This window comes from Pirellulales bacterium, assembly GCA_019636335.1.
Taxonomy (GTDB): domain Bacteria; phylum Planctomycetota; class Planctomycetia; order Pirellulales; family JAEUIK01; genus JAHBXR01.
The window spans coordinates 14,529-35,580 of the sequence record JAHBXR010000014.1; the positions used below are offsets into that span (position 1 = coordinate 14,529).

At 64.2% G+C, this 21,052-nt stretch carries 17 protein-coding genes; 7 read left to right on the forward strand and 10 right to left on the reverse strand.

What is annotated here, in order from left to right; genetic code table 11:
* Nucleotides 1-6 precede the first annotated feature (6 nt).
* The 4 genes from KF708_14645 to KF708_14660 all read right to left on the reverse strand — a co-directional run bounded on the left by KF708_14645 (nucleotide 7) and on the right by KF708_14660 (nucleotide 4,914).
* Complete coding sequence (locus tag KF708_14645; protein ID MBX3413926.1) at nucleotides 7-1,611, reverse strand: SLC13/DASS family transporter; 1,605 nt, start codon at nucleotides 1,609-1,611, stop codon at nucleotides 7-9.
* 44 nt (nucleotides 1,612-1,655) lie between these two features.
* Nucleotides 1,656-2,009, reverse strand: coding sequence for a hypothetical protein (locus tag KF708_14650; GenBank protein MBX3413927.1), 354 nt, complete (start codon nucleotides 2,007-2,009; stop codon nucleotides 1,656-1,658).
* A gap of 61 nt (nucleotides 2,010-2,070) precedes the next feature.
* A complete protein-coding gene (locus KF708_14655) occupies nucleotides 2,071-2,409 on the reverse strand; it encodes a (2Fe-2S) ferredoxin domain-containing protein (GenBank protein ID MBX3413928.1) in 339 nt (112 codons plus the stop codon).
* 705 nt (nucleotides 2,410-3,114) lie between these two features.
* Entirely contained in the window at nucleotides 3,115-4,914 is a 1,800-nt protein-coding gene (locus tag KF708_14660; protein MBX3413929.1) for a glycosyltransferase family 39 protein, read from the reverse strand.
* Between the two features lie 306 nt (nucleotides 4,915-5,220).
* Here KF708_14660 and KF708_14665 point away from each other — a divergent pair, with 306 nt between their 5' ends.
* Nucleotides 5,221-6,000: a methyltransferase domain-containing protein gene (locus KF708_14665; protein ID MBX3413930.1), complete on the forward strand. Its 780-nt coding sequence runs from the start codon at nucleotides 5,221-5,223 to the stop codon at nucleotides 5,998-6,000.
* Nucleotides 6,001-6,329: 329 nt separating this feature from the next.
* Here the strand turns inward: KF708_14665 and KF708_14670 are convergent, their stop codons facing one another.
* Nucleotides 6,330-6,791, reverse strand: a complete 462-nt coding sequence (locus tag KF708_14670; GenBank protein MBX3413931.1) for a thioredoxin family protein — start codon at nucleotides 6,789-6,791, stop codon at nucleotides 6,330-6,332.
* A 583-nt stretch (nucleotides 6,792-7,374) separates the two neighbouring features.
* Between KF708_14670 and KF708_14675 the strand changes: the two genes are divergently transcribed.
* Together KF708_14675 and KF708_14680 are read left to right on the forward strand one after the other, a co-directional pair.
* Entirely contained in the window at nucleotides 7,375-8,385 is a 1,011-nt protein-coding gene (locus KF708_14675; protein ID MBX3413932.1) for a Gfo/Idh/MocA family oxidoreductase, read from the forward strand.
* A gap of 182 nt (nucleotides 8,386-8,567) precedes the next feature.
* Nucleotides 8,568-9,095: a hypothetical protein gene (locus KF708_14680; protein MBX3413933.1), complete on the forward strand. Its 528-nt coding sequence runs from the start codon at nucleotides 8,568-8,570 to the stop codon at nucleotides 9,093-9,095.
* 9 nt (nucleotides 9,096-9,104) lie between these two features.
* On the opposite strand, the gene KF708_14685 is transcribed toward KF708_14680, so the two are convergent.
* The 3 genes from KF708_14685 to KF708_14695 form a co-directional block, all read right to left on the reverse strand.
* On the reverse strand, nucleotides 9,105-10,511 hold the full coding sequence (locus KF708_14685; protein MBX3413934.1) for a DUF1501 domain-containing protein: 1,407 nt from the start codon (nucleotides 10,509-10,511) through the stop codon (nucleotides 9,105-9,107).
* Between the two features lie 49 nt (nucleotides 10,512-10,560).
* Nucleotides 10,561-13,122, reverse strand: coding sequence for a PSD1 domain-containing protein (locus KF708_14690; protein MBX3413935.1), 2,562 nt, complete (start codon nucleotides 13,120-13,122; stop codon nucleotides 10,561-10,563).
* 466 nt (nucleotides 13,123-13,588) lie between these two features.
* Nucleotides 13,589-14,713, reverse strand: a complete 1,125-nt coding sequence (locus tag KF708_14695; protein MBX3413936.1) for a mandelate racemase/muconate lactonizing enzyme family protein — start codon at nucleotides 14,711-14,713, stop codon at nucleotides 13,589-13,591.
* 400 nt (nucleotides 14,714-15,113) lie between these two features.
* Here KF708_14695 and KF708_14700 point away from each other — a divergent pair, with 400 nt between their 5' ends.
* Genes KF708_14700 through KF708_14715 form a run of 4 tightly spaced genes read left to right on the forward strand, consistent with a single transcriptional unit; the run spans nucleotide 15,114 to nucleotide 19,217 of the window.
* Nucleotides 15,114-16,001 carry an ABC transporter permease gene (locus tag KF708_14700; protein ID MBX3413937.1) on the forward strand — a complete coding sequence of 296 codons (888 nt, stop codon included), beginning with the start codon at nucleotides 15,114-15,116 and terminating at the stop codon, nucleotides 15,999-16,001.
* Entirely contained in the window at nucleotides 16,001-16,702 is a 702-nt protein-coding gene (locus KF708_14705; protein MBX3413938.1) for a hypothetical protein, read from the forward strand. The genes KF708_14700 and KF708_14705 overlap by 1 nt, the downstream gene beginning before the upstream one ends.
* Entirely contained in the window at nucleotides 16,699-17,682 is a 984-nt protein-coding gene (locus KF708_14710; GenBank protein MBX3413939.1) for an MCE family protein, read from the forward strand. The genes KF708_14705 and KF708_14710 overlap by 4 nt, the downstream gene beginning before the upstream one ends.
* 29 nt (nucleotides 17,683-17,711) lie before the next feature.
* The gene (locus KF708_14715) at nucleotides 17,712-19,217 is read left to right on the forward strand and encodes a hypothetical protein (protein MBX3413940.1); all 1,506 of its coding nucleotides are present in this window, start codon (nucleotides 17,712-17,714) and stop codon (nucleotides 19,215-19,217) included.
* A gap of 12 nt (nucleotides 19,218-19,229) precedes the next feature.
* On the opposite strand, the gene KF708_14720 is transcribed toward KF708_14715, so the two are convergent.
* Both KF708_14720 and KF708_14725 read right to left on the reverse strand, forming a co-directional pair.
* Nucleotides 19,230-19,904 (reverse strand): DUF1080 domain-containing protein, encoded by a 675-nt coding sequence (locus KF708_14720; protein ID MBX3413941.1) that lies wholly within the window; start codon nucleotides 19,902-19,904, stop codon nucleotides 19,230-19,232.
* Between the two features lie 252 nt (nucleotides 19,905-20,156).
* Nucleotides 20,157-20,666, reverse strand: coding sequence for a hypothetical protein (locus KF708_14725; GenBank protein ID MBX3413942.1), 510 nt, complete (start codon nucleotides 20,664-20,666; stop codon nucleotides 20,157-20,159).
* Nucleotides 20,667-21,052: the final 386 nt, after the last annotated feature.

The window sequence follows — 21,052 nt, forward strand, 5'->3', positions numbered from 1 at the left end:
TGCCAGTTAAGGTGCGGGGACGGGCGTGCTGCTCGTTTCGGGGGGCTTTGCCCAGTCGGGCAGGCCGTTCCATTCCAGTCCCATCGCCGGCATTCCTAATCCGTAGAGGAAGAGGACGAGCAGCACGACGCTCGCTGCGTCGATCAAGAATCCTGCCCGGGCCATCTCGCGGCCGTCGATCTTGCCGGTCGAGTAGGCAATCGCGTTCGGCGGCGTGCCCACGGGCAGCATGAAGCCGAAGCTCGCCGCGATGGCCGCGGGAATCATCAGCAGTCGTGGGTCGCAACCGATCGTGACCGCGAGCGGCGCCAGAATGGGCATGCTCATGTTCACGCAGGTGATATTGCCCGTCAGCTCGGTGAGCAGCGTCATGCCCGCCGCCACCGAAAAGACGACCATCAGCGGCGAAGCCCCTTTCAGGCCCGCGCCGAAGCGTTCGCCGAGCAGTTGATCGAGACCAGTCGATTGCAGTCCCTCGGCCAGGGCCAGTCCGCCGCCGAATAACAGCAAGATGCCCCACGGCGTGCGCGAGGCGATCTGCCAGTTCAGCAGCGGCCGGCCTCGCAACCCATGACCGGGCAACAGGAAGCACAAGAGTGCCATCGACATGGCCACGGTGGTGTCGTCGACGGCAAACTTCGCGCCACTTTGCGAATCGAGCCCCAACAGTGCCGCCCAGCCCCAGCCGGCGACCGGCTCGCGAAAGATCCACAGCAGCGACGTGGCCGAGAAGATGACGGCCATCTGCCATTCGGCCGGACGCATGGGACCAAGCTGGCGACGGGCTTCGGCGATCGTGTCGTGGCTGCCCCAGAACGGTTCGTTGCTGAGGCGAAAAGAAACTCGCACCAACAGAATCCAAGCACAAATCAGAATGGCAAACGACAGCGGCGTCGCCAGTAGCATCCAGCCACCGAAGGTGATCTCCGGCGCACGGCCATCGAACAGCGAGTTGTACAGTTCTTTGAAGGCCAGATTCGTCGGCGTGCCGATGAGCGTGGCGAAGCCGCCGATGCTGGCGGCATAGGCCACCCCCAGCAGCAGCGCGCTGGCGAAGCGATGTTGCCGAACGGGGTCGCCCCCTTGCTGGGCCGCATGCCCCAGCAGGCTCGTGGCGATCGGCAACATCATCATCGTGGTCGCCGTGTTCGAGATCCACATCGACAGAGCCGCCGTGGCGAGCATGAAGCCCAGCACGAGCTGCCGCGGGCTGTCTCCGGCGGCCGAGATAATGGTCAGTGCCACGCGCCGGTGCAGCCCGCTCTGCTCGAGCGCCAGCGCGATGAAGAAGCCGCCCAAGAAGAGAAACAAGAGCGTATTGCCGTAGCAGGCCGCGGTATCGACAGGCGAGAGGATGCCCAAGGCCGGAAAGAGCGCCAGCGGCACCAGCCCCGTGGCGGCGCTGGGAATCGCTTCAGAAAGCCACCAGATGGCCATGAGCGCCATGACGGCGGCCATCGAGTTCAACTCAGGCCGCGAGGAATCGATCACCCAACGGGCGCCAGTTTCGCCCACATGAGGAGCAGCCCACAGCGCAAGCGCCAGCCCCGGCCCGGCGAAAAGGCCGAGGCGCGAGATCCAAGACGGTCCGGCGAATTCGTCAGCGTCCAAGATGCAATTCTCCGACGACCGCGGCATTCAGTGAACGCAGGATCCTACTTCGCCAAGGGGCAGGGGCCGTCGATGTGTTCGTCGAGGAACTTGCCGATCGTCTCGGCGGCCAGTTCATTGGCGCGCTCGTTCACGCGAAAATGACGCTGCTCCCAACGCCGCGAGGTCCACGCGACGACGAAATTATCGGTCGTGTCGTACCAGTAGCGATAGTAGCTCTCGGCCAGAACGAACATCGCGCCGAGCAGTGCCAGCAGCACGCACAGATTGCCAGCCACCAGCCAAGGCCACCTCCACCGACCGGTGCGAGCGTCGTAGCCGCGCTTAAGCCGCCACGCCAGAAACGTGAATGCCAACGGCGCGGCTAGCGCGACGAGATAGACAAGAAGATCACCCATCTGGCTGAAGAGGCTAAGGCTTGGTGGTTGTTCGGGCTCTGGAGATCGATCTCTGCAAAGCTTACTTCCCCTTCGTATTCAACTTCTCATCCGGAATGCGCAGTTCCTCGATCACGCGGCCGCCGATCACGGTTTCTTCAATGATGCGGCTCACGTCCTCGAGCTGCACGCCGCCGTACCAGATCTCCTGCGGGTAGATCACCAGCACGGGCCCCTGTTCGCACTGGTCGAGACAGCCGGCCGAGTTTGCGCGCACGAGGGGCCCGAGCCCACGCTTCTTCAGTTCGCTCTTGAAACGGTTCCGCAGCTCTTCGCTTCCTTCGGGATCGCAGCAGCCGCGGCTGTGCCCCGGTTCGCGGCGGTTGCAGCAGACGAAGAGGTGACAGGTGAATTTCGGCATGCGCGCGATGCTCCTGCGCGGATTTCTTGTCCGTCGTTTCCGGGCGTGCATTTTAATTTTAGCAGTTGAACGATCCGACGCGGCGGGGGGCAACGACGGTCGGAAGCCCCACAGAGGCAAACTGGGGCAGTCCAGGCCATCGGCTTTTGAAGTTGCGATTTTCGAGTGAAATGCGTTGGTGTGCGCACCATGCGCACCACTCGGTCGCCCCAGAAACAGCGGATTCGTTGCAAGCGGTGCGGTGGTGGGCACTTGCGTATCGAGGGCCAGGCTGGGTGATCGTGCTTCTCAAGCGGGTATTGGTGGCCTGGTAGGAAGCGTTGGTTCGCGCACCACCACGCGAGGGCGAAGACGTTCGATGTGGCCGAGTCGAACAAGTGTCAGGTACAGGGTACCTAACCTACCACTGTACACGGGTGTGCGGCTTGTTGCGCCGTCGATTTTCGGCCACCGCGCTGGCTGTGGATTTTCGCGCGTCGCCAGATCCGGATCGAATCGCGCCACTTCAAAACTCACGCTTCGCGTTGGGATTTCACGAAAAGCGCGACTTCAAAAAACCATCGACCTGGGGGCCCGAGACGGCGAGCAAGCCTGTTCAGAAGCCCTGCAGGGGCGAAATAAACTTATTGCTGTCCGCGCGGCTAAAGAGCCTCGTTCAGGAATGATGCTACCACGTTTTCCGGGCTTCCGTTGGGCGCCCTAGGATCATTGGCTGCGCGGAGCGGAGTAAGGGTGCTTGGGCACCTGGGCCTGGCGGACCGTTTCATTCAGATGGTGCGAGCGCAGCAGTACGAAACGCCCGCGCACCTCGGGGGGGAGCTCGTCGGTGATGTCGTCGTAGCCGAGACTCGACTCGGCCTGTTTCACCGAGGCGTACCAGGCGTCGTCGATGGGGTGCTTCGTCAGGATGACGAACTCGGCACGTTGCTGTACCAGGAACGCCACATAATCATGCGCGCTGAGCGCGGGCCAGGGAGACGAGTATCGTCCGCGCGTGTAATAGGGCATCAACGAGTGCATCTCGCTGGGGCCGATGATCGTACGCTGCGCACCGTAGTGGTTTGCGATCCAGCGTCCCAGATCGGCCACGGCGCGGCGGTGGGTGTCTCCCTTCGAGAGCGGGTAGGCGCAGTGGGCCAGGCCCAACACGATCAGCACGACGACTCCCGCGTGCCACGGCAGGCGTCGGCGGAGCAACTGCGTTAGTTGCGTGTCGATCCAGCCGGCCACCAGGTTGAAACCGAGCGCCGCCCAGGGGGACCACAACAGCAGCACGAGCAGCGCGTAGCGGCTACTCGATTCGCGTCCGAACCAGAGGTGAATCCACACGGCGGCCATATTCGTGAGGCCGATGAGGCTGAGCGCGCCGATGCCAGGTCGGAGGGACAGACGGCGCCAATGCCAGCCGGCAACGGCCATCAACAGCAGGAACACCGGGCCGATGCCGCGCTCCATGGCGCGCACAAAGGGCCAGATCGTCTGCTGCGTGGTGAGGGGCTGCGGCGTGTCGTCGGGCTGCCAGGGGGGGATCGGCGCCGGCACGGGCGAAGCCACCAGCCCCGTTACGGCTTCGACCGGCAGCACGCGACGCGTGCTCTTGGGCTTTGCTTCATCGCCCAATTGCACCAAGACCTTCGCGGCAGGGGCGGGGGGCGCGGGCGGGGCATCGGTCTCGTGCTCGATCCCGATGAGCGATTCCATCCACCGCTCGACGTAGTGCAGACGCCGGAAGTTTCCCAGTTCCCAGTGGGGCTGGTCGTGTAGCCAGGTCACGTTCAAGAACAGCAGGAACAACGGGTTCGCGGCCAGAAAGATCACAGCGCCCCGGGCCAGCCGCGTGCGCGCCGCGGGATCGCGCCAGCCCACGGCGAGCAGCCACCAGGCGAAGGGGATCAACAGAAACCAGCCTTCGAATCGCGTGTGCAGGGCGAAGGTCATGACCAGGCCAGCCCCCAGGAACTGCCACACGCGCAACTCGGTAAAGGCCCGGATCAGGAGATAGAGCGCCGTGAGAAACAGGCACCAAAAGAGCGGCTCGCGCAGGATCTCGGGGCTTTGAATGATCAGCTTGGGGTGAACGCCGCAGAAGATCGAGGTCAGCAGGGCGATATTCGTGTCGAACAGCCGCCGCACGACAGCGAAGAGGGGCACCACGAGCACCGTCGACAATAGCACACAGTACCAACGGTCGGCGATCTCGGGCGCGGCACACCATTGGTGCAGCCACATCAACGAGATGGGAAACAGATTGAAGTCGTAGGTGGCCAGTACGCCCGTGCGGTCGCCCAGCGCCAGCGAATCGGCCATGTTCATGAAGAAGACGCTGTCGGGCGAGATCGTCTTCAGCTTGAGTGCCAGCAGCGCGCGGGGAATAAACCAGAGCAGCAAAAGGCCACCGATCATGAGCGCCCAGCGGCGCCGCTCCAGTGGTTCGCTCGGCGCGCGGAGCTGGCCGAACGGGGCATCCGTGGGCGGAATCGTAAACAAGTTCGTCGCCAAAGACATCCGTGTCGTCCGCGTACGCACTGCGCCACCAGCCGGGCGAACTGCCGCCCGCGACGGGATCGCGGGCACTCCCCCCCAGGCGTTCTCCGTCGGGCGGAGCATGATAGAACGGGCTCGGAATTGCACAAAGGCCAATCCGCGTTCAAGTTGCAGCGCGTGCTAGCACCTGGGGCATGGTCCCGAGCGATTTCGCCACGAATGGCGTGCGGAGCCAGAATCCCTACTGTGCCAAAACGCCGCTAGTGCTACATTGTGCCGCGCGCCGCAGGGGAGCATGCCAGCAGCAAACGCTGGCGCGATTGCCAGTTGAGTGCCACGTTGAACTACGCGCGGCTTACGCTCGAAGATCCGAATCCGATCAAGCGGTTGCTGCAACGGCGACGCTTGCACGACGCGCTACGATGGTTGCCCGGCCTCGACGATCGCGCGGCGAGTCGGATCCTCGATTGTGGCGGGGGGGACGGCTGCTTTGCTCAATGGATGGCCGAGCGGGCGCCTGCTGCCACGATCGTTTGTTACGAGCCAGCAGCGCGGCTTCGCACACAGGCGGTTGCACGGCTGGCCGACGTGCCGAATGTGGAATTGGTCGGCGATCTCGCCGATTTGCCACGTCGTCGGTTCGATACGATCTACTGCCTGGAAGTGCTCGAGCACCTGCCACGGCGAACGATGCACCAGGTGCTCGGGAAGTTTGCCGAATTGGCCACCCCCGAGGCGACGATCGTGCTGGGGGTACCGAACGAGTTGTATCTCGCGGCGGCCGCGAAAGGGCTGTTTCGCCTGACGCGCCGCTGGGGCGCGTTCGACGCCCAGCCGCGAGAGATCGTGCGGGCCATGATCGGTCGCCCCACGCGTCGTCGGCTACGTACCAAGATCGGACCGGGGTTGCCGTATTATCCGCATCATCTGGGGTTCGATCACCGCAGGCTTGCCCACGTGCTGGAACGTCACTTCGACGTCGTCGAGATGGTGGGCAGTCCTCTGCCCAGACTGCCCCTGGCCTGCAATTCGGAGATCTATCTGATCTGCCGTCCCAAGCGTGCAACGTTCTCACGAGCCACCTCGTCTCGACGTCGTTCGGCATAGCCGGCGTAGCGCCGGCCGAGAGGTCTGTCGTCGTGCCACGGTTGCCGAGTGGCTCGAAGGCAGGAATGCCGCCTGGGCCATCAAGGGCCATCCATGCGCGGCAGCGCATGTTGCGTAACGCGACCGGGATCGGTGCCTCCGCGCCTCGCTGCCACAAAAAAGCAGCCGATGGCGTGAACCATCGGCTGCTCTGAATTCAACATAGACGCCAAGCATCGCCAGCCGAACGAAGCGGCTGACGCGAATCTCAACCGCTTAATTGTCGAGAAGCGTATGTTCAAGTGCCCGGTGTGTCAGGCAACGAAGCGGCTGATGCGAATCTCAACCGTTTAGTTGCCGCTGGCGGTCTGGGTCAATTGCGTGTTGGACTTGCCTTCTTCCTGAGCGGCGAGGGCGCCGTCGACGGCGCTGCGAATGGTCTCGACACTCTGGGCGCCGACCCAGCGGCGGCTCAATTGCCAGCCGTCGGACGTCTTGCGGTACAGGACCAATTGAGGAATCGACCCGCCGCGCATGATTTGGCGAGCAATGGTCGGCTCGTGGTCGGTGTTGACCTGGGCGAAGGCCACGCGATCGAGCACGCCTTGCTGGGCGGCCCGTGGCATGACCGATTGCTTCATCTGTTGACAAGCGGGGCACCAGTCGGCGCCCACGAGCACTAGCAACGGTTGTCCCTCCTCCTTCGACTGCTGATAAGCCGCTGCATAGGTTTGGGCACCGCGCATCGCATGGGCGTCCGTAGGCGCGGCGAGCGATACCTGCATCACAACGGCTAGGGTCAAAGCGGTCACTTCGGCTCTCCTTAGGGCAGTAGACACGTTGACGTTCGGCGGACCGCTCGGCGCGGAGCGCGAACCACGGGGGTGGTGATGACTTCGATCAGTCTGGGGGCTGAGAGACTGGCCCAGGCGCGGGCCGGCAGGTACGGCGAAGCCCCCGGGTGTGGGAGTGGGGGCATTTCGAAGGCAGGGCCCCGACAGGCGGGCCGTCCTGCGGTTACGTCTCCGTTCGTAGGTCCTCGTCAATTTCCCAAAGACGGAGCCCACAGTCTACCCATGCAGTCATTGATAGCAAGGGAAAAATGCAGCCCTTGTAGCGAATGCACAAACTCTAATGATCGCAGAAGATTTTCTGCTGTCGCACGTGCATGCAACATATCGGCCCACTGACCACTGACCGCCCACGCACGTTCGATCGTCACAAGTATTGCTGGGAACAAAGCTTTCTAACGCCCTGTGATTGAGTCCCAGGGGAGAGGCCTGTTATACTTCCGGCGAAGCGCAAGGGAGTGAAACTGCGATCTGCCCCAGGCAAGGGGCGCCAGCCGCTCGCAGACCCCGCGTCCGAACTCCACTTTTCTCCCGCCCACGATAAATGAAGCTTCGCGTCGGCCTGGTCGGACTTGGCAGCGCTTGGGAGACGCGACACCGCCCTGCCCTGCGGGCACTGAGCGATCGCTTCGAGGTCCGTGCCGTCTATGAAGAGGTGGCCGTGCGGGCTCAGCACGCGGCGGCCGAATTCGGCGCCGCGGCGGTCGACGGTTACCGCGCGTTGGCGCGGCGCGAGGATATCGACGCCGTGTTGATTCTCGACCGCCAGTGGTATGGCCTGCTGCCGATTCTGGCGGCGGCCGACGCCGGCAAGGCGGTCTACTGCGCGTGCGAGTTGGATCTCGATCCCGACGGTGCGCGGCAATTGAAGCAGCGTGTCGAGAAGGCGGGCATTGCTTTCGTCTCGGAGTTTCCTTGCCGGCAGTCTCCCGCGACGTTGCGATTGAAAGAGCTGATCGCCACGCGACTCGGCGCGCCGCGACTGTTGTTCTGCCACCGCCGCGAGCCGGCCGAGATGCACGCCGCGACCCGCAAGAACAGCCAGCCGCCGTCGCTCAGCGTGCTCGTGCAGTTGGTCGACTGGTGCCGCTATGTCGTCGGTCACGAGCCGGAATCGGTGACGGGAGTGATGCACAAGGCGCATCTCAGCGGCGAAGACGAAGACTATCAGATGATGAGTCTCGACTTTCCCGACCGCGAGGGCCGCGGCTTTCATGTCACCGCCCAGATCAGTTGCGGTCGCTATGTCCCGGCGGCCTGGACCGAGGCGGTCAGCTTTCGTCCCCCGGCCGCCCTGCAGGTGGCGTGCGAGCACGGCATCGCGTTTATCGATCTCCCCTCGACGCTGATCTGGTTCGATAAGGCGGGACGCCACTTCGAGTCCCTCGAAAGCGAGCGCCCCGTCGGCGAACAACTGCTCGTGCAGTTTCATCGGCAGGTCACGAGCCTGGTGCGGAACACGGCCAGCCTCGAAGACGCCTATCGGGCGCTGTTGATCGTGACCAAGGCGCGCGAAAGCTACGCCACCGGCGCCCGTTGCAACGTTGAACCGTAGGTCGGGTGCCCCTGCATCTGATAGCGATTCGATGTAGCCAACTCGATCGATTGTCAGGTACGCGCGTACCCGACCTGCGAGGATCTTCCGCGCCCAGAAAAACTATTGGCGTTGGCGGTGCGCGGCGAGTAGGATCGAATTTCGAGGGGCGCGCGAGCATCTTTCTTGCGGGGGGAATCGTTGTGGCGACCGTACCGCGCGTGATCGACGAGCGCAACATGTGGGGCATCGTCGGTCTCACGATTTCTGTCGTCGGGCTCTTCACGCTGGGCATCTTGAGCCCGCTCGGACTGGCGGCGAGCATCGCCGGCATGTCGCGGCGCCCCCGGGGGATGGCCCTGGCCGGCGTTGTGCTCGGACTGGTGGGGACGGTGCTGCTCATCGTCTACACGTTGCCGCGCGTCATCCCGCCGGCAGTGCGCGAAGTCGGCTTTGGCGCTCGGGCCAACAGAGCGATTGCCGATCGTGCGTCGCAAGACACCTGGCTCCTGATGCGCGGTGTGGCCGATCAACTCGATGCCGCACGCCCGACCAATGGGGATGCCCCATCGCAGGCCGCCGGCGACGCGGCGATGTTGGGACGACAAGATTCGTGGATCAACGTGATCCGTTACGCCCGACCCGACGATAAGACGTTCGAGGTCCACAGCGCCGGTCCCGATCGCACGTTCGGCACCGAGGATGACATTGTCATCACGCGCACGCGATGAGTGGTGACATCACGCCAATAGTTCGCGGACGATGCGGGCTTTGCTGACCACGAAGTCGGTCAGGCTGTCGTCGCGGCCTTCGTGCGGATAGGTGAGCCGCAGGTGGTCGAGCCCCAGCGCGTCGAAGAGCGTGGCGTGCAGGTCGTGGATCGTGACGACATCTTCGACCGATTGGTAGCCGAACTCGTCGGTGGCGCCGTGCGCGTAGCCCGCCTTGAAACCGCCGCCGGCCAGCCACAGCGAGAAGGCGTGCCGATTGTGGTCGCGTCCATCCTTGTCTTGCGAGACGGGGAGTCGCCCGAACTCGCCGGTCCAGAGAACGATCGTCGAGTCGAGCAAGCCGCGGCGCTTGAGATCGGTCACCAACGCCGCGCTCGGCTTATCGGTTCGCTGGCATAGCCCCTTGAGCGACTCTGAGTTGCGGCTGTGGGTGTCCCACGGCTGGCCGTTGAGAAAGAGTTGGACGAAACGAACCCCCTTCTCGATCAGGCGCCGCGCGAGCAGGCAGCGGCGGCCATACTCTTCGGTGGCGGGATCGTCGAGCCCGTACATGCGTTGCGTCTCTTCCGTCTCGGTCGAGAGGTCGAGAATCTCTGGCACCGAGGTCTGCATGCGGGCCGCCATCTCGAAATTGGAGATGCGGGCTTCGAGTTCGGAGTTGGCCAGATGCCGCACCTGGTGCAGTCGATTCATCTGGTTGAGAAACTCCAACTGCCCCAAGCGGGCGCCGGCCGTGATGCCGGCGGGAGTTTCGAGATTCAATACCGGACTGCCCCCCGCGCGGAAAGGCGTCCCTTGATAGACGGCTGGCAGCCAGCCGGAGCTCCAGTTGCGCACTCCGTCGATCGGCAGTCCACCCGGATCGGTGAGCACGACGTAGGCAGGCAGATTGTCGCTTTCGGCTCCCAGGGCATAGACGACCCAAGAACCTAAGGTAGGACGCCCCGGCTGCAGCTTGCCGCCGTGGATCAACCGCAGCGCGGCTTCGTGATCGACCGAATAGGTGCTCATCGAGCGAATGAGCGTGAGGTCATCGACGATGCCCGCGGTGTGGGGCAGGATCTCCGACAATTCGATTCCCGACTTGCCGCGCGGCTCGAACTGGAAGGGGGAGGCCAGAATGTTGCCGCGTTTCTCGTGGAAGTGAACTTCGAGTTCGCCCGGGTACGGCTCGCCGTGGCGCTTCGTCAGCTCCGGCTTGGGATCGAAGAGATCCATCTGGCTCGGCCCGCCATGCTGGAACAGGCAGATCACGTTCTTGGCGCGCGGCTCGGGGCGTGCCGCCGCTGGAGACTCGGACGCCAGCGACGGACCGCGCATCAAGAGATCGGCCAGCGCCAGCCCTCCGAGCGAACCGGCGTAGTTCCCGAGAAACGCGCGGCGCGTCAGTTCCTGGCCGATCGAGCGAGTCGTCATGCGTGATCTCCCGGCGGTCTCGAACCGCTTGCTTCGTCAGCTACCGGACTCATTCCACGTACAAGAACGCGTTGCTGGCGAGCAGCATCTGGCAGAAGTCGATCCAGGCCCTGGCGCGCGCGTCTTCAACATCGTCATACCGTGGGGGCTGCGATGCCAGAAACGCCAGGGCCGACGTGCGTTCTTCGTCGTGCGGTCCTCGCCCCAACGCCAGTACAAAGGCATGCTGCACGCGGGCCTCGTCGGTTGGGCCGGCGTCCTGCGCCGTGCGCGCGGCAAAGGCCTTGGCCCGCGCAACGATGAATTCCGAGTTCAATAGGCTGAGCGACTGTAGCGGAATGGTCGACGAGGAACGGCGCACGCAGTTGGTGACCAGCGATGGAGCATCGAACACGTCGAGCAGGCTCAGTACCTGGGTACGGCGTTGCTGCAAGTAGAGCGAACGGCGATGGGCCCCCGGCTTCTCTTCGGCCACGGCCACTTGTCCGTCGCCGCCGCGCTCCGTCGGTACGTAGGGCCCGAACATCGTACTGTCGAGATCGCCCGAGACGGCCAGCATGGCATCGCGCACCTGTTCCGCATCGAGACGGCGCAAGGGAAAGCTGAACAGCCAAGGGGCGGTCGCACGGAGAGGATCTTCATTCATCGCCTCCCGCTCGCCGCTGGTCGCCGCGACATCAGCCAGCGCACCCTGTTGGCGAAACATCGACGACGTCACGATCAAACGGTGCAGGTGCTTGATGCTCCAGCCGTGCTCGCGGAATTCGCAGGCCAGCCAGTCGAGTAGCTCGGGATGCACGGGTTCGGCGCCGGTATATCCGAGATTGTCGGGCGTGGCGACCATGCCCGTGCCGAAATGATCCTGCCAGATTCGATTGACGGTAATGCGGGCCACGGTGGGCTGCTCGGGCGAGGTCAGCCAGCGTGCCAGCGCGGTTCGGCGTTTGGTGCCTGGTCCGCTCGCGGTCGTTGCTTCCTGCCGTAAAACCTCGTACGACGTTCCCCCCAGCGAGAGGGCGGCCAGAACGCCAGGCGATGCTTCGTCTCCCAGGGCGCAGTAGTTGCCCCGTTCGAGGACATGATGCGGTCCCGCGTGGGGGGCCACGTCGGTCAAGATCGACAGTTCTTCGAGCGGCGCGGGGCGGGCAGCCTCGGCTTCGGCGATCTCGGCCGCGGTCTTCTCGGCCAGCGCCTTGTGCTGGGCGAAACGCTCGACCAGTGCTTCGTCGGTCACCTCGATCGCGTCGGCATGCTGCTTGAGGAGATTCTTCATCTCCTTCGACCGCTCTCCTTCGGCCGTGTCGAGGGCGGCGCGCAATTGCTGGCCGAGATCCGAATCGAGCGTGGCGAGACGCTCATTCACGAGCTGCGCGCGCAGGGGTTCGGCCGCTTGAGCCAGCGTCGTTTTCAATTCCTCGACGCGACGATCCGCCGCGGCAACCGCGGCGGCATGGGCCTCGCGTTCGGCCACGGTGCCAATCGCCACGTTGCGCTGCCGGGGCATGAGCCATTCGTCGGGGCAGTACGCCGGCCAAAGAATCGCCTGCAACGAATAATACTCTGCCGTGGCCACCGGCTCGAACTTGTGATCGTGGCAGCGGGCGCACTGCAACGTCAGCCCCAGGAGCGACGAGCCGAGAATCTGCACCGTACCCTCCAGGACCGTAAAGCGGTCGAGGCGGCGCTCGTCGTCGTTGCCATCGCTCGAGTCGGTGCCGTCCGGTGCGTTTCGCAAAAAGTGCGTGGCCGTGAGCGGTTCGATCATCTCTGGCGTGATGTCGCCACCGGGCGCGTAGCCCACGAGCTCGTCGCCGGCGATCTGCTCCGTCAGAAAACGATCGAAGGGCTTGTCGTCGTTGAAGCTGCGAATCACATAATCGCGATAGCGGTAGGCCAGCGGCCGGTCGGTGTCCGCGTTGAAATAGCCGTTCGAGTCGGCATAGCCCGCCGCATCGAGCCAGAGCTTGCCCCAGCGCTCGCCGTAGCGCGGCGACGCGAGATAGCGCTCGACCATGCGTTCGTACGCGTCGGGAGCGGCATCGGCGAGAAAGGCCGCGATTTCCGTCGCGCTGGGGGGCAGGCCCGTGAGCGTGAACGAGACTCGGCGGATCAGCGTCGCGCGATCCGCCTCGGGCGCGAGCGTCAGGCCGCGATCTTCCAGGGCTTGGAAGACAAAAGCATCGACCGGCGTACGGACGCGCTCGGCGGCCGCTACCGTGGGGACCACTGGTCGCACGGGGGGGTGAAAGGCCCAGTGATCGGCCCCGGGGCGGCGATCCACTTCAGCCGGCAAACCTACCGCGCCGTCGGCGATCCAGCTTCGGAGCAGCGACTTTTCATCCTCCGAGAGTGGCTTCTCCGGAGGCATCTCGTCGTCGGCCACGCGATGCCAGAGCAGGCTGGCGTCGACGTCACTCGCCACGACGGCGTCGCCATTTTCTCCGCCGAGCGCGAGGCCAAGGGGCGTTTCGAGGTTCAGCTTCCCCGATCGCTTGCGGTGGTTGTGGCACTCGACACAGCGCTCGCGGAGCAAGGCTGCAACGGCGCCATCGAATGCCGGCGTGTCGTTGGCAGGCGCGGGATCGTTCTCGCTGCCCTGTGTGGTTGCCAAGGCCCAGCACGCAACGGTGGCAATGGCTGCCGCAAAGGCGATTCGATGGATGATGAAAGCGCAACGCACGGGGGGATTTCTCGTCGCGATCGTTCGGCGGGATAGTCCCGCCATTATAGGAGCCGCTGCCAAGGCGTGAACTATTTCTTTGTGAAAGCCATTTGCAGGCGATGGCCCGGGGTGGCACTGGCTATGCCAGTGCAGATTGAGTGGAGCTCATGTCAATCTTGGCCTGAACGAGCCGGTGATTTCTTGCAGCATCGAAGTAAGAGATCAAACTAAATCGCCGGCCGCGAGAGGAATATTAGACCCGATACCAAGAAGCACTGGCAAAGCCAGTGGCACCCGGCGATGGCGAGGGAGAGGTTGAACAGGCCGCCGGCCTGTGCTTCCGGGCTCGCTTCCCCACACACAGGCTGACAGCCTGTGCCACTTGCTTGGCAGCGGGAAGTGGGGTGCGCCGGCGCTACGATATTCCCGATTCGGCCACGAGGTGACGGCGGACGAAGTCCTCGTCGAGCGTGACGCCCAAGCCCGGCCGGTCGGGCACGGTGATCCAGCCGTGATCGGCCTGCAGCTTTTCGTGCGTCAGTTCGTGCCGTAGCGGAAGATCCTCGACGCAGTCCTCGAACAGAAAGGCGTCGCGGCAGGTGGCGAGCCAATGCAGGCTGGCCGCGACCGTCACCGGGCTGGTGTAGCAGTGGTTGCACAGCCGGGCGCCGATCTCCTCGACACGGTTCTTGATGTAGGCGGCATCGGTAAATCCGCAACGCGAGAGATCGACTTGATAGACGTCGAGCGCACGGCGATCGATCAACGGACGGAAGGCCTCGCGGCCACATTCTCCTTCGCCCGAGGCGATCGGCACCGGCGAGCGATCGCGTAGCCAGACGTAACCTTCGATATCATCTTCGCGCAGGGGTTCTTCCAGCCATTCGATTTGATACTCGGCAAAGGCCTGCGCGCGGCGGAGCGCGGTGCGCGCATCCCACACGCACCCGGCATCGATCAACAGCGTCGCATCTCCCAAACCACGCCGTGCCCCTTCGACCAGGTCGAGATCGACCTTCTCGCTGGTGCCCATCGGTTCCCAGCCGAGCTTGACGGCGCGGTAACCGGTCTCGACCCAGCGGCGGGCGATGTCGGCGGTCTCTCGGCCGTCGCGGCCGAAGAGTATCGAGGCGTAGGCGGGAAACCGCTCGTGCTGCTTGCCCCCCAACAGCCGATGGATCGGTTCGCCGAAATGCTTGCCCTTCAAATCCCACAACGCCATGTCGACGGCGGCCATGGCCGAGACCGTGACCGACGTCCGGCCGAAGTACATCGACCGGCGATACATCTTCTGCCACAGTCGTTCGGTCTCGAGCGGGTTCTCGCCGAGCACCACCTCGCGTAGCCCACAGGCAATGTTGTGGCTGAAGGGGGCATCGATGATCGCCTTGACCACCTCGGGAGAAGAATCGGCCTCGCCGATCCCCTCGAGGCCGTTGTCGGTGCGCACGCGAACGAGGACGGCGTCCTGCGTGCTGGCGGTCTTGGCGGCGGTCGAGCCGACGCGGAGAATCTGGCAAACGACTTGAGTGATCTTCATGGCAGAGGAAGGCGTCGAGTTGGCGGGGTGGCGAGGATTTCCGTCCGCGGAGCAAGACGGCCGCGGACGGGCGTCATGGTCGCAGACCGACCCTGCCCTGCCTAGCAGGTCGGGGAAGTATTCCTCGGCCTGTGCGAGCCTGGCGAGGGAGAAGAATGCCACGAGGGCATTCTTCCCCGGGCTGCTAGGCCCCGGCTGCGGCGCGAGCGGAGCCCGCACAGTTTAACTCACCCCTACGAACCGTTCCGCGGGCAGCGAATCTGTAACGGTCGTATCGCGCGCAGCGGGCTTGAGTGTTCTCGGGATGATGCCTTGTCGAACGAAGTTATGGGATCCTCCGTGCGTAGCGGTGGTGCGCCCCGACTTCGTTCCAATCGATCTTCCACGGTTCTCTTACTCCATGACGACGCGTCTCTCGGTCTTGCCCGTGTTGCGGAACGTTTGGCAGCGCATCTTGTCGGTGCTCTCCGCCATGATCCGCGCCGTTGAGGGGGTGGGTGAAGGGGCGTTGACGGCCTGGCGCGCGGCGACGTACGTGCTGTCGGTGATTGCCATGGCGGTGCTGCTGGGGTTGCGACCCAGTTCCTGGCCGCGCACCGTGCGGCAGGTGATGGCGCGGCAGATCCTGTTCACGGGGGTCGATGCGGTGGGGTTCACCATGCGCATCGCCGCGGCGGTGGGGGTCGTCGTCGTCGTGCAGACCGAACTGTGGATCCGTTCGGTAGGCGATACCGACCTGCCGGGCCCGCTGCTGCTCAAGGTGATCGTGCGCGAACTGGCTCCCTTGCTGGCGAATTTCATCGTCATCGTGCGCAGCGCGACGGCGATCAGCACGGAGCTGGCCACGATGAAGCTCTCGGGCGAGGTCGACGTGCTCGACTCGCAGGGGCTCGATCCGCTGAAGTACCTGGTGATGCCGCGCGTGCTGGGGGTCAGCCTATCGGTCTTCTGTCTGTCGGTGATCTTCGTGGCGGTCTGTTTCGTGAGTGGCTACGTCGTGGGGGCCTTGATCGGTGCCATTACGGGGGGGCCGGCGGCCTTCTTCGGCAGCTTTTTCCGCGCGGTGGCCGCCGAGGAACTGATCTTCTTTTTGCCTAAAACGCTGGTGGCCGGCCTGTTCACTGGCGCCATCGCCTCGATCGAAGGACTGAGCGTGCGCGGCGCGACCACCGAGGTGCCACAGGCCGCGGGTCGGGGGGCGGTGCGTTCGCTGACCACGGTGTTCATGGTGTCGGCCGTGCTGTCGTTGTTAATCTACGGACGTCTCCTCATCTTCCAGGTCATCTGATGGTCGCCCCGATTCTCGAATTCCGCTCCGCCACGCTGCCCGCGCCGAATACGCGGTTGCAAGGGCTGACCGAGGTCGAGCTGCGCCTCGCCCCCGGCGCCTTGGCGCTCGTGCGCGTCGAATTGGGGCGCGAGTTGCTGCCCCTGGCGTCGGCCGCCCAGGGGCTTGTCGCGCCCCTCGAGGGGAGCGTGCGTTTCCAGGGGCATGTCTGGACGGAACTCGACGCCAATCAATTGTCGCGCTGCCGCGGACAGATCGGACGCGTCTTTGGCGAATGGGGGTGGGTAAGCAACTTGAACGTGCTCGAGAACGTCCGCCTGCGCGAGGAGCACCATACGCGCCGCAGCACGCCGGAAATCGAGTCCGAAGCCGACGCGCTGGCACGCTCGTTCGGCCTGCCGCGCGTGCCGCGTGGGCGACCCGAGCTCGTGCCGCGGTCCGAGCTGCGCCGTGCCGAATGGGTGCGTGCGTTTCTCGGCCGGCCGCGGCTCGTTTTGCTCGAAACTCCGTTGCGCGACGCCCCCCCCGAATCGCTGGCTCCCCTCATCGCCGCGGTCGAATCGGCCCGACGAGGGGACGCCGCCGTCGTGTGGCTCACGGCCGAAGATCGTGTCTGGAACGCTGAGTTCAACACACGCGAACTGAAACGATACCAGGTTCATGGCTCGCGCATGGAACTGGTCGAGGCGGAGGCCGCATGAACAAACCGTACAAGCTCCGCTATGTGAACCAGCTCGTCGGCACGTTCCTGTTGCTGGTCGTGCTGTTGGTCTTGCTGGGCGTGTTCTTCGTGGCGCGCACGCAGAGCTGGTTCATGGGCCGACACGATCTCGTGGCCTACCTGCCCGAGTCGCAACTCGACGGTCTGCAACGCGGCACGCCGATCATCGTGCTGGGCCGCTCGATCGGCGAGATCAGCAGCATTTCGTACGCACCCGATGGCGAGAATCTGCAAGTCACGCTCTCGATCAATCAGGCGTGGAGGAACCAGATCTTCGTCGATTCGCAGATTCGTATCCGACGGCGTCTGGCCGGCGCGGGGGAGGCGTATCTCGAGATCACCCGCGGTCCCAATCACGACATCGTGGCCACGCCCAGCACTCCACTGGCGATCATCAGCGAGCCCGGTCCGACGGACGATATGGCCAAGATCACGCAGATGTTCGTCGATGCCCGCGATTCGATTCGCATGGCGCAGGAGTCGATCAGCAGCGGATTCACGAAGCTGGAAGACACCTCGGCGAAGCTCGACGACTCGAACGCGCAATTGCAGGACATCTTGCGCGACGTGAAGGAGTTTTCGCCTCGCCTGTCGCCGCTGGCCGACCAGTACGAGTCCATGGCCCGCGACATTCGCGTGACCAACGAAGAGGTGCGGCAGTCGAACGTGCAATTGCAGAGCGCCCTGACGGACGTCCAGCAGGTGACGCCGAAGCTGGAGCCCTTGGCCAACCAGGCCCAGCAGTTGCTTTCCACCAGCCAGGACGTGATGAGCGCCCTGCGGGCCGAAACGGAATCGCTGCCGGGCACGGTCGATAAGTTCCGCGCCGATCTCGACGGCGCCCAGGAAGTCATCGACGGCATGAAGCAGAACTGGCTTATCCGCCGCTACCTCGAGAAGCCCCATCCTTCGTCGATGATTCCGCCGGCGCGCGTCTCTCCCGGAGGTCCTTGGCCCTAATGCAAGACCACGGACGGTGGCCACGACGAATGGAGGCACCTCGCCGCAGCCGGCCCACGGCTGTCTGGCTGGCGTGCGTCGTTGCGCTGCTGGCGATCGTGGGCTGTAAGAGCTCGAAGCCGACTTACAAGCCCGACCCATACATTGCGCGGGCGGCCAAGGACGGCCAGGCGGCGTACGCCGAGGGGTCGGACCGCGAAGCGATTGCGTACTATACGCTGGCGCTGAAGCGATCGTGGGCGATCGACGATCCCCTCGAGATCGGGCACAACGCCTACAACGTGGCCGCGGTGCTGGCGGCGGTCGGCTTCGACAACGAGGCTCGCGATTGTCTGCGCGAGGCACGGGCCGAGCTGCGCCGGGCCGGGCAGTCGCAATCGGCGGCCTGGCTCCTCGAGGCCAAGATCGCACGCAGCCAGGGGGCCGTGGCCGATGCCGTGATGGCGGTGCAGATGGCGGAGCGAACTGCACCTTGCGACGAAAAACGCGGCTTGTGCGACGGCGAAAAATGTCCGCTGGGGTGTGGCGTCGTACACGCCTCGTACGACGAATGTCCGATCGAGTGCTCGTCGGCCTGTTACGAGGACGAATCGTGGTGGAAGGCCCACAAGCGCAAGAAGAAAAAAGAGGACAAGACCTGTCGCGGCTGTCCGGATGAAGAGCCTGAATCTCCTTGCCTCGATCCCGATCGCACGAAGGCCGCCGTCCACCTGCTGAAAGCGGAATTGGCCTGCGATCAGTATGACTTGGCGCTCGCGCGTGGCGAGTTGGCCCTGGCGCGCGAGCGTCTCGGGCACGACTTGGACGTGGCCACGCGCGCCCAGATAGCGCGCATCGAAGGCCGCATTCTGATTCTCGAAGGTCGCCCGGGCGAAGGAGCGCGGCGGCTCGATGCCGAGGCCTACTGGCTGCGCCGCGCGAAATTGTATCGCGAGATTCCTTCGGCCACCGGCGCCGCGGGCGAGGCCTACGAAGCGGCGGGCGAGTTGCTGCTCGCTTCCGAGCGGTATTATCGCTGCGCGCGCATGCTCTATGCCCGCGATGAGTGGCTCGCGTCGCTGGCGATGATCGACCGTTCGCTGGTGCTGGCCGTGTCGGTCGAAGATCTCGACGTGCAGGCTCGGTTGGCTTTCTTGTTCAACCTGGTCGATCGCGCGGTGCAAGAAGCTGTAGCGAAGCAGTCGAAGAAGAACGGCACGGCGCCGGCCACGCCCCCTGCCCCACCGGCGATTCCGTCGAATGCCCCGCCGACCGTTCCTGGTAGCGGGCCGCCGCTTGAACCTGGTGCTCCGCCCGTGCCGCCCCCGTCGCTGGGCGCGCCACCCGACAGCTCCGTCATGCCTCCGGCCGGCGCCGCGCCGGCAGTGCCCGCGCCCGACGCCGCGACTCCACCAGCCGGCGCCGCGGCACCGCGTGCGCAGCGGCAAACATTCGTACGTACGCGGCCGATGACCGACGAGACGCTGAATGCCCTGCGAAGCTGGAGCCAGCGGCGTGTTCCGCCGCCGGCTGCCCAGCCGACGCAGCAGAATTAGCGGTCGAACGAGCTACTTCTTGAGTGGCTCGAGCTCGATGTTGCGGAATTCGATCGGGGCCCCTTCCGACTGCAACAGGATGCGGCCCTTGGTCAACTCCGAGTTCGTACCCACGTTCACTTCCTGGCCATTGATGACCAGCGTGATCTTATCGCCGTCGCAGGTGATCTCGTACTGATTCCATTCGCCGCGCGGCTTTTCGACGCCGTCTTTGGTGCGGTAGTAATGACGCGGAGTTCCCTTGTCCTGCCGGTCGGCGTCGATCGTGAGCTGCGCACCGTCGACGAGCCAGAAATCGCCGGCGTGATCGGCCATCAATTGGGCCTCGACCCCCTTGGGCCAGATCTTGTCTTCGCCCACGACGTGGACGAAGCAGCCGCTGTTGCCCCCCATGCCGTCGGCGTCGGGCCAGCGCCACTCGAAGCGGAGGATGTAGTTGTCGTATTCATCCTCGCTCAGCAGGTAGCCAACCGGCTTTCCCTTGCACTTGATGACGCCATCCTCAATCGACCAGATGTCCTCGGGCTTCACGTTCTTCTTGCTGGGGTCGATGAACGTCTTCCAGCCCGAGAGATCCTTGCCGTTGAAGAGCTTTACTTTATCGGCGGCCAGGCTCGAAGAGGTTGCCAGCGAACTGGCGGCGAGAATCAAGGCGAGCGCGGAGAACGAGGCGTGTCGAGCGAGCATGGGCGTGGGCTCCTGGTGGCATAGTAAGGTGCGGCGCCGTTTGCCCCTGCTTCGGGAGAGCAAGCAGCGAAAGCCGCACTGAGGAGTCCGATTATAGCCAGCCCAGGTACGCGATTGCGACAGGCAGTCGGCCGGTCGTCGTGAAATGGCCGTTCCGGCAATGCCTTACGACTCCGATTGCCAGGCTGGCCGAGCGGCGCGGGATGTCAAACCTGCGGCAGCTTCTGGGGGCAGTCGGAACATACCGCCAGGTTAGTCAAGCCAGTGGAGGGCGTAGGCGTCCTTTTTGCCCGTGCCGAATTGTTTCACCTGGATCTGCGCTGCCGGATAAGCCTGCATCCGATCCCAGGGATCGCAAATGACGGCATCGGTTCCCCAGGTCGAGATGTTATCGACGGTGGCTTTTGGGCTGCGGCCGATCATGACAAACTGATGTCCATCGAGACTTCGCTGGCAGAACTCGATCGGCCGAATGCCCATGCGCTCGAGGAACTTGAAGGCGATCGCCGATTGCTCGCCGCAATTGCCGCAGCCGAGTCGTTCGGCGGCCGTTGTCGCTTGCGAGAGGATGCCCGGCCAGTCGGAGGCAGTGACCTGCGATCGTACCTGGCCGACGCATTGATTCTTCATCGTGAAGAGGGACTTTTCGTCCAGGGCCCAGACGCGGTACATGTCGATCTGGTTCGACGCCCCGATGTCCATCTTCGAGGCCACGTAGGCGATGGCCTGTTTGGCGGCGGCAAGGTTTTCTTGGAGGCCCATCGGTCGATTGCTCCCCGAAAAAAGTGGTTTTGGTAGGCGTTCCAACTCGTATAGGACGCTACTGGCGATAAGGTGCGAGGCGCAACGTGTGGGCATCTGTTACAGGGAGTTCGTCGACACTCCGAAATGGCGGGCTTTCCCAATCCGGCCGGCAGGGATGGACTAAACTGCGCAGCTTTCCAAGCGGCGAGAGTGACACCAGTCTCACGTCGAATCCTGGATCGATAAATTTTTTGCAGAGCCCCCATTTTCTGGCGACTTGCACAAATCTGCGAAATTCGGCCGGTAGCGTCGACGCTGCCGCGTGGGGGCCCCGTATTCGATTTCCGGCCTTTGCTGGACGAAGAGAACTCTAGCCGTGTACCACGTATACCGGCTGGAGCATG